Genomic DNA, 8219 nt, shown 5'->3' with positions numbered 1-8219 from the left:
GGCTCGGTCATCGGGCGGATGTCGTGCAGGGCGCTGAACGCCATCGTGTCCTCCACGTCCTGCGAGGTGCCGGACGGCCCGCAGGGGCCGGCCGACATCGTCGGCGCGGCGCCGGCCGTCGCACGGCACGCTTCCGGGGGCGCCCTCGGGCCCACCCCGCAGGGGAGGGCGGCGGCCGACGGCCCTCAGGAGGCCGCGTCCCTGAGCGGGACGGCAGCCGCCGTCCCAGCCGGCATCGCCACGCGGCCCGCCATCGGGGCGGAGACGCCGGACCCGGCGGCCTCCGGCCTCGCCCTCGTCCGGCGCGGCCAGGACGCAGCCGCGACCGCCGCCGCCGACAGCCGCGACCGCGGACCGCGGCGCTTCCGGCTCCGGCTCCGCCTCGGGCTCGGGGCGGTCCGAGGGTCCCGGGGGTGGGTGGCGTGGGCCGCTGGGCCCGCGGTGCGGGGGCCTTGGCTGGTTGCGCTGCTGGTGACAGGGGTCGTCGCGGCCGGGGCCGCGCGGGCCGCCGGGGTCTCCGGGGTGCGGCCGCTGTTGCTGGCGCTCGCGCCCGTACTGCCGTCCGCCGGGGTGGCCGTCTCGTACGGGCGGCACGCCGATCCGATGCATGAGCTCGCCGCGTCCACGCCGTCCGGCGGGCTGCGGCTGCTGCTGACCCGTACGGCGGCCGTGCTCGCGGTGTCCGTGCCGCTGCTGACCCTCGTCGGGCAGTTGCTGCCCGCGGCCGCCGGGGCGCCCGCCGCCTCGGCCTGGCTGCTGCCGGGGCTCGCGCTGACGCTCGCCGCGCTCGCCCTCGCCTCGTACGTCGGCTGCCGGATCGCCACCTGCGCGGTCACCGCGGGCTGGCTGCTGGCCGTCGGCGCCCCGGCGCTCCTCGCGGGCCCGGCCGACGGCGAACGCGTCACCCTCGCGGACGCCATGTCCGACTCCCTCGCCGCCGTTCTCTCCGGCCCCGCCGCCCAGAGCTGCTGGGCAGCGGCAGCGGCCGTATGCGCGGGGCTGCTGGCCCTGCGCCGCACTTCCTTCGACCACCAGGAGCGCATGTGAACAGCGCCGTCTCCGTGCACGGGCTCACGGTCCGGCACCGCAGGACCACCGCCCTCGACGCCGTCGACCTCGCCTTCGGCACCGGCGTACACGGCCTGCTCGGCCCCAACGGCGCGGGCAAGACCTCCCTGATCCGCGTCCTCGCGACTGTCGCCCCGCCCACCTCCGGGCGGGTGGAACTGCTCGGCGGCGATGTCTCGGCGCCCGCGCACCGCACCGCCGTACGCCGCAGGCTGGGCTATCTGCCGCAGGAGTTCGGCTACTACCCGGGCTTCACGGTGCGCGAATTCGTCGCGTACGTGGCGTGGCTGAAGGAGATGGAGCGCGCCGCCGCGCCCGCCGCCGTGGAGCGCGCGGTCGCGCGGGTCGGGCTGACCGACCGTATCGACGCGAAGATCCGCACCCTGTCGGGCGGCATGGTGCGCCGCGTCGGCATCGCCCAGGCGATCGTCAACGACCCGGAGCTGCTGCTCCTCGACGAGCCGACGGCCGGGCTCGACCCGGAGCAGCGGGTGGACTTCCGGGCGCTGCTGCGGGAGCTGGGCCGCGACGCGACGGTGATCGTCTCGACCCATCTGGTCGAGGACGTCGCCGCGGCCTGTACGGAGGTCACGCTCATCGGCGCGGGCCGGGTGGCCTACCGCGGCACGCCGTACGCCCTGGCCGGGCTCGGCGAGGAGGCAGGGGCGGAGGACTTCGGCGACAACCCGATCGAGCGCGGCTACGCCGTGGCCCTGCGCCGCCACCGGTCCGGCGCCGCCGCTACGGCTTCCGGATGGTCGGTGACCCGATGAGCCGGACCACCACCCACCCCCTGCGCGCGGAACTCCGCCGCGGCGTCGGCCTGCCCGTCGGGGCCGCCACGCTGGCAGCCCTGCTGTTCGCCATGTACGACCGGGCCGACGGCTGGCTGACCGGCTGGACCGACACGACCGACATGCTGCGCAGCGCCGGGGTGATCGTCGGCGCCCCGCTGGCGGCCGCGGCCGCGTGCTGGCAGGGCGGGCGGGAGCGACGGCGCGGGACCGAGGAGCTGCTGGCCACGGTGTCGCGGAGCCGCCTGCGGCGGACCCTGCTGGCTGCGGCGCCCACCGTCCTGTGGCCGGTGGTCGGGTATCTGCTCACGGCCGCCGTGTGCCTGGCCGCGACCTGGCGGTACGCGAGCGATGTCGGCGGCCCGTACGCGTCGATGCTCGCGGCGGACGCGACGGCGATCGGTTCGCTCGCCGCGCTCGGGTTTGTCGTCGGCCGGCTCGTGCCGTGGCGGCTGGCCCCTCCCGTGGTGGCCTTCGTCGTCTTCGCTGTCGACCCCTTCGTCGCCAATCAGGACTCCCCCATCGCCTGGCTGAGCCCCGGCAAGGAGCATGTGTACGCCTGGGACCGGCCGGTGTGGTGGTTCGGCCCCGTCTCGATGGTGTGGATGGCCGGGCCGGCCGCGGCGGCGCTGCTGGTCTACGCCACCCGCCGCCGCGCCCGCGCGCTGGCGCTCGCGCCGCTCGCCGCCGCGGCCACCGCGGCCGTGCTGATCGTGCAGACGGGCGACGGCGTATGGCGCCCTGACCCGGCGAGCGCGGCGCTGGTCTGCGACGACGGCGCGCCGCGCGTCTGCGCGTCGCGGACGCACGGCCGGATGCTGCCGGACGCGTCCGCGGCACTGGCCGGGCTGAGCGCGAAGCTGCGCGCCATCCCGAACGCCCCCACCCGCATCGTCGAGAGCCGGGGCGACGGCCACCGGGCGCGCCGCACCGACGCGACGCTGTTCGGCTGGGACTACTACTTCCGGCGCAACCGGATCGTCGAGCCGGAGATGTTCGCGGCCAACGCCGCCTTCGGCGCGACCGCGCCGTCCTGCCCGGGCGTCCCGGACGCGGAGCGCTACAACGACCTCAGCGAGGCCGTGGCCGAATGGCTGGCGCCGATGCCCCGGCCCGAGCCGCCCATCGGCCAGGACGCACCGGGCTTCACCCGCGATCTGGAGAGGCTGAAAGCGATGCCCGACGACGAGCGCACCCGCTGGCTCGGCAGCTACTTCGCCGCCGTGCGCTCCTGCCGGCTGGAGCAGGTGACGGCGCCATGAGCCTGCTGCTGTACGCGCGCTCGCGCGCCCTGCCCGTGACGATCGCCGTGCTGATCGCCGCCGCGCCCGCCACCGCCTGGTTCGCGGACTGGCTCGTCTCGGGGTCCGGCCTCGGGCCGCGGGCCCGCCAGCCGGTGGTCGTCCTCGCACCGCTGCTGGTCTCGGCCGCGATCGGGGCGAGCCTGTACACCCACAGCGAGGAGCTGGACCGGACCGCCGTACGACCCTGGTGGCCGCGGCGCGCCTGCCAGCTGCTGCTGCTCACGGCGGTGGCGGCGGGGCTGCTGGCGATGGCCGTCCCGGGCGAGTCGCAGGTGTACGGGGCGTACGCCATGGCCCGTAACGTCCTGGGCTCCGTGGGGGTCACCGCCCTGGCCGCCGCGCTCATCGGCGCCCGGCTGAGCTGGCTGCCGATGCTCGTGCACACCGGCGCGGTCTACTTCACCGCGCGGGCCGAACCGGGCGGCTCCGGCGCGGTCTGGGCCTGGTCGGTCCAGCCGGGGCCGCAGCGGGCGGCGTGGTGGACGGCGGCCGCGCTGTTCGCCGCGGGCAGCTGCCTCTACGCGCTGCGCGGCGCCCGCCCGGAGGGCCCCGGCTCACGCCGCTGAACCTCACGCCGCCGAACGGCCCGCCGTACGTACGGCCAGCACAGCACGCCGGTCGTCAGGGCGAGCAGATGGCCCCAGTCGGTGAGCGGATCGGCGAACTCCAGCAGGTCCAGGACGAGCACCAGCGTGATCCCGCCGAGCAGCGTCCAGCGCAGCCGGGGCCACAGCAGCCCGGCGAGCGCGCCGGTGCAGGCGAGCAGCCCGTAGCTGATGCCGTAGTCGAGCCGGCGCAGCGAGCTGTCGGGCAGGTGCCCGGCGGCGACCGAGGCGGCCACGGGCAGCTCGGTCAGCAGCGTCGCCAGCACATGCCCGGCCAGAAACACCCCGGCGGTCCGCCGGCCGCCCAGCCGCCGCTCCAGCGCCCCGACCACGAGGAGGAAGGCCAGGATGTACGGCATCAGCACCCCGCCCGCGACCCACACCGCGCTGGCGGCGAGCACCAGCACCGGGCGGTCGGCGAGGTTCACGACGTCGGTGCTGGAGTGGGTCAGTACGTCGTGGACGAGGTCCGGGTCCGCGAGCCGGGCGAACAGCCCGGTGACGACCAGGACCACGGCATAACCGAGCGTGAACGGCGTCCGCGCCGGACTGGGCACGATCCGCGCCCACGTCCACGTACGTACGGTGCGCGGGGTCGGGGCCAGGGCCGGGGAGAGCTGGGGTGTGGCGGCGTCGGGGGCCGCTGGGCCGGAGAGGGAGGCCGTGGCCGCGCGGCGGGCGGCGGTGGCGCGGCAACGCTTCGGCGGGCGCAGAGCCCGGTGTTGTTCACCGGCCGCCGTACCGGCCGCTTGCGTCTCCGTCACGCCGGGGCTCCTTCCTCCCGCTTCACTTCTATCTCCCCTCAACAACGGCCGGGCCGCATGTCATGTCACCAGCCCCGCAGTTGTGAACGCCGCCACAGCCGTCCTGCGCCGGGCTCGGCCCCGATAGGTAGATTCGCCTCAGCAGCCCCGAAGGCCCCGCAGCCCCCGGAAGGACCTTGCCCACCGTGCACCCGCCGTACGACACCGCCGCCGCCCCCGACCGCCCCGTGACCCTCGACCGTCGCGAGGGCCCGTACGGCGAGGTGGCCCTGCGGCGGCGCGGCGAGGAGCACCCCGGCACCGGCCCTGGCCCCGACACCGCACCGCCCGTCTTCGAGATCATCGCCAACGGGTGCTTTCTGATGGACACCTCCGACGGCCGCTCCGAACGCCTTCTGATCCGCGCCGCGCTGAACGCCCTGCCCGCCGGCCGCCGGGCGCCCGCGCTGCTGATCGGCGGCCTGGGCGTCGGGTTCTCGCTGGCCGAGGCGGCGGCCGAGCCGCGGTGGGGCCGGATCGCGGTGGTGGAGCGCGAGGAGGCGGTCATCGACTGGCACCGCACCGGCCCGCTGGGCCGGATCTCCGCCGCCGCGCTCGCCGATCCCCGTACCGAGGTCATCCGGGCCGATCTGGTCGCCCACCTGCACTCGGGCACGACAGCCGAGCGCTACGACGCGCTGTGCCTGGACATCGACAACGGCCCCGACTGGACGGTCACCGAGGACAACGACGGCCTCTACTCCCCCGCCGGTCTCGCCGCCTGCCGTACCCGCCTCGCCCCGGGCGGCGTGCTCGCGGTATGGTCCGCCCAGCCCTCGTCCGCCTTCGAGGAGGCTCTCCGGAATGCCGGTTTCACGGGGGTGCGGACCGAAGAGATCAGTGTTGCCCGAGGTGTCCCAGACGTGGTTCACCTCGCGATTCGAGGCGCGTAGCCGAGCCGCGTAGGCTGCCTTTACGCTGCTTGCCAGCGCGCGCGGCGGGGCAATTGACCAGCCAGGAGCCGCGGTTTCACGGAACAAAGCAGGGGCGGGCGCATGGAGCAGACTCACAGCAGCCACAACGGAGCCGCCACGACCACGCCGGGAGCACAGCGCCGGGTCCTGGTCGTCGAGGACGATCCGACCATAGTGGACGCCATCGCGGCCCGGCTGCGCGCCGAAGGGTTCCAGGTGCAGACGGCCGCGGACGGCCCGGCGGCCGTCGATACGGCCGAGGCGTGGCAGCCGGATCTGCTGGTGCTCGATGTGATGCTGCCCGGGTTCGACGGTCTTGAGGTCTGCCGCCGGGTGCAGGCCAGGCGCCCCGTGCCGGTGCTGATGCTGACCGCGCGCGACGACGAGACCGACATGCTGGTGGGTCTGGGCGTCGGCGCCGACGACTACATGACCAAGCCGTTCTCCATGCGCGAACTGGCCGCGCGGGTGCATGTGCTGCTCAGACGCGTCGAGCGGGCGGCGCTTGCCGCGCACACCCCGCGCAGCGGCATTCTGCGCCTGGGCGAGCTGGAGATCGACCACGCGCAGCGCCGGGTGCGGGTGCGCAACGTGGATGTGCATCTCACCCCGACCGAGTTCGATCTGCTGGTCTGTCTGGCCAACACGCCGCGCGCGGTGCTCTCCCGGGAGCAGCTGCTCGCGGAGGTCTGGGACTGGGCGGACGCCTCGGGCACCCGGACCGTGGACAGCCATATCAAGGCGCTGCGCCGGAAGATCGGCGCGGAGCGGATCCGTACGGTGCACGGCGTGGGATACGCCCTGGAGACCCCGGCGGCATGAGGCCTTCGGGCCGCCGGACGGCCGTCTGGAGCCGCATGAGCTGGCGCCGCGAGACCTGGCGCCGTGAGGCCTGGCGCCGCGAGACCTGGAGCCGTAGGACCCGGAGCCGCGAAACCTGGCGCCACACCTGGCGTGAGACTTGGCGTGAGACCTGGCGTGAGACCTGGGGCCGCAAGTGGGACCGGCTGTGGGACCGCCTGTGGGAGGCCCTGAAGCCTTTCGACCCGTACCGGTCGGTGAAGGCCGCGCTGGGCGCGCTGGTCATCGGCTCGGTGATCATCACCACCCTGCTGGTGTTCGCCGCCATGCACTCGGACACCGAGCTGCGCATCATCACCATCTTCTCGATCATCGCCTCGCTGCTGATCACCCAGTTCGTGGCGCACGGCCTGACGGCCCCGCTGGACGAGATGACCGAGGTCACCCGGGCGATGGCGCACGGCGACTACACCCGCCGGGTGAGCGCGGCCCAGCGGGGGGACGAGTTCGGTGCCCTGGCGACCTCGTTCAACCGGATGGCCGCCGACCTGGAGGCGGTGGACACCCAGCGCAAGGAGATGGTCGCGAACGTCTCCCATGAGCTGCGCACCCCGATCGCGGCGCTGCGCGCGGTCCTGGAGAACGTCGTGGACGGGGTCTCGGAGGCCGACCCGGAGACGATGCGCGTCGCGCTGCGCCAGACCGAGCGGCTGGGCCGGCTGGTCGAGCAGCTGCTCGACCTGTCCCGGCTGGACAAGGGTGTGGTGCCGCTGTATACGCGGCGCTTCGAGGTCTGGCCGTATCTGGCCGGGATCCTCAAGGAGGCCAGCATGGCCAAGAGCGCGTACGCGGCCGGCAGCTCGGGCGCGCACGCCCGTAAGGACGTGCACCTCAACCTGGACGTCTTCCCGTCCGATCTCGCCGGGCACGCCGATGTGGAGCGGCTGCACCAGGTCGTGGCGAATCTCATCGACAACGCCGTGAAGCACTCCCCGGCGCACGGCCGCGTCACCGTACGGGCGCGGCGCGGGGAGGGGCCGGAGAGCCTGGAGCTGGAGGTCCTGGACGAGGGCCCGGGGATCCCGGAGGCCGAGCGCCACCGGGTCTTCGAGCGCTTCAACCGGGGCGGCCCGTCCGCGCAGGGCGGAAAGCCGGGCGCGCCGCGCGGGCCGGGGCAGGGCAGCGACGGCGGTACGGGTCTCGGTCTGGCCATCGCGCGGTGGGCGGTGGATCTGCACGGGGGGCGGATAGGCGTGGCCGAGTCGCCCCGGGGCTGCCGGATCAAGGTCAGCCTGCCGGGGACCCACTCCAAAGAGCCCTAAAGATCTTCTGGACGAACCCGAGCCCCACAGAGATCAAAATTGACGTAAAGTCGTCAACGAAGGCGCACATGCGTCGACGGTCGCGCACATCCGAGCGGGTGTGGGCGCATTTTCGCGTTCCCATCGCGCACCAGAACCAGCGGTGATTCCCGCCACCTCAGGCCCCGAAACCAGCCGATCAATGTGACTTGCGCGACGATGACCAGTGCGGCCTGCACGTAAGGGGCTGAGGGGCGTAGCCTTTATTCCCGCTGTCCACCACCTTTAGGAAGCGGAAGAGGGCGGTTGCCGCCGTGTCGCCACAGTCCCCCAACAGTTCGAGCGTCTCGACCGACCAGCACGACGGTCAGGGGAGTAACCCTGCCGCCGCGTTCGGCCCCAACGAGTGGCTCGTCGACGAGATCTACCAGCAGTACCTCCAGGACCCGAACTCGGTCGACCGAGCCTGGTGGGACTTCTTTGCCGACTACAAGCCGGGCCAGGACACCAGCTCCGCGGTGGCCGAGTCCGCGACGGCCCCGCCGGCCCCGGCCGGGGGGGGGGCCGCCAGACAGGCGGGTGGGGAGGGGGGGGGGGGAGTGTATGCGCGAACCCCCCAGGCCCCGGGA

General features: G+C 74.3%; 9 protein-coding genes. 8 read left to right on the top strand and 1 reads right to left on the bottom strand.

Translation table 11 applies throughout. The annotated features are described in order from the left end of the window. The 4 genes from ACWDSL_RS50275 to ACWDSL_RS50260 form a co-directional block, all read left to right on the top strand. Positions 1 to 1047 (top strand): hypothetical protein (locus ACWDSL_RS50275; RefSeq protein ID WP_450496092.1); only part of this gene is annotated, 1047 nt, incomplete at its 5' end. Positions 1048 to 1061: 14 nt separating this feature from the next. Then, complete coding sequence (locus tag ACWDSL_RS50270) at positions 1062 to 1841, top strand: ABC transporter ATP-binding protein (protein ID WP_450496090.1); 780 nt, start codon at positions 1062 to 1064, stop codon at positions 1839 to 1841. Next, entirely contained in the window at positions 1838 to 3124 is a 1287-nt protein-coding gene (locus ACWDSL_RS50265; protein WP_450496086.1) for a hypothetical protein, read from the top strand. Before ACWDSL_RS50270 ends, ACWDSL_RS50265 begins: the two co-directional genes overlap by 4 nt. Beyond that, positions 3121 to 3732 carry a hypothetical protein gene (locus ACWDSL_RS50260; RefSeq protein WP_450496084.1) on the top strand — a complete coding sequence of 204 codons (612 nt, stop codon included), beginning with the start codon at positions 3121 to 3123 and terminating at the stop codon, positions 3730 to 3732. Before ACWDSL_RS50265 ends, ACWDSL_RS50260 begins: the two co-directional genes overlap by 4 nt. Here the strand turns inward: ACWDSL_RS50260 and ACWDSL_RS50255 are convergent. After that, positions 3684 to 4535, bottom strand: coding sequence for a rhomboid-like protein (locus ACWDSL_RS50255; protein ID WP_450496083.1), 852 nt, complete (start codon positions 4533 to 4535; stop codon positions 3684 to 3686). The genes ACWDSL_RS50260 and ACWDSL_RS50255 overlap by 49 nt on opposite strands. A 185-nt stretch (positions 4536 to 4720) precedes the next feature. On the opposite strand from ACWDSL_RS50255, the gene ACWDSL_RS50250 reads away from it, so the two are divergent. The 4 genes from ACWDSL_RS50250 to ACWDSL_RS50235 all read left to right on the top strand — a co-directional run. Further along, on the top strand, positions 4721 to 5467 hold the full coding sequence (locus ACWDSL_RS50250; RefSeq protein ID WP_450496088.1) for a spermidine synthase: 747 nt from the start codon (positions 4721 to 4723) through the stop codon (positions 5465 to 5467). A gap of 102 nt (positions 5468 to 5569) precedes the next feature. Beyond that, entirely contained in the window at positions 5570 to 6310 is a 741-nt protein-coding gene (locus ACWDSL_RS50245) for a response regulator transcription factor (RefSeq protein ID WP_450496081.1), read from the top strand. Positions 6311 to 6345: 35 nt separating this feature from the next. Continuing rightward, positions 6346 to 7611, top strand: a complete 1266-nt coding sequence (locus tag ACWDSL_RS50240; protein WP_450496079.1) for a sensor histidine kinase — start codon at positions 6346 to 6348, stop codon at positions 7609 to 7611. Between the two features lie 293 nt (positions 7612 to 7904). Further along, positions 7905 to 8219: 2-oxoglutarate dehydrogenase E1 subunit family protein (locus ACWDSL_RS50235; protein WP_450496077.1), on the top strand; the 315-nt coding region annotated here is incomplete at its 3' end.

The sequence above is a fragment of the Streptomyces sp. NPDC000941 genome (assembly GCF_053599555.1).
Note: the sequence above shows the minus strand (reverse complement) of the source record. Positions and strands in the feature narration are given on the sequence as shown.

Bases quoted from the DNA above. Each gene is read 5' to 3' on its own strand.
- ACWDSL_RS50265 (WP_450496086.1), top strand. From the start codon at position 1,838: ATGAGCCGGACCACCACCCACCCCCTGCGCGCGGAACTCCGCCGCGGC.
- ACWDSL_RS50260 (WP_450496084.1), top strand. From the start codon at position 3,121: ATGAGCCTGCTGCTGTACGCGCGCTCGCGCGCCCTGCCCGTGACGATC.
- ACWDSL_RS50245 (WP_450496081.1), top strand. From the start codon at position 5,570: ATGGAGCAGACTCACAGCAGCCACAACGGAGCCGCCACGACCACGCCG.
- ACWDSL_RS50240 (WP_450496079.1), top strand. From the start codon at position 6,346: ATGAGCTGGCGCCGCGAGACCTGGCGCCGTGAGGCCTGGCGCCGCGAG.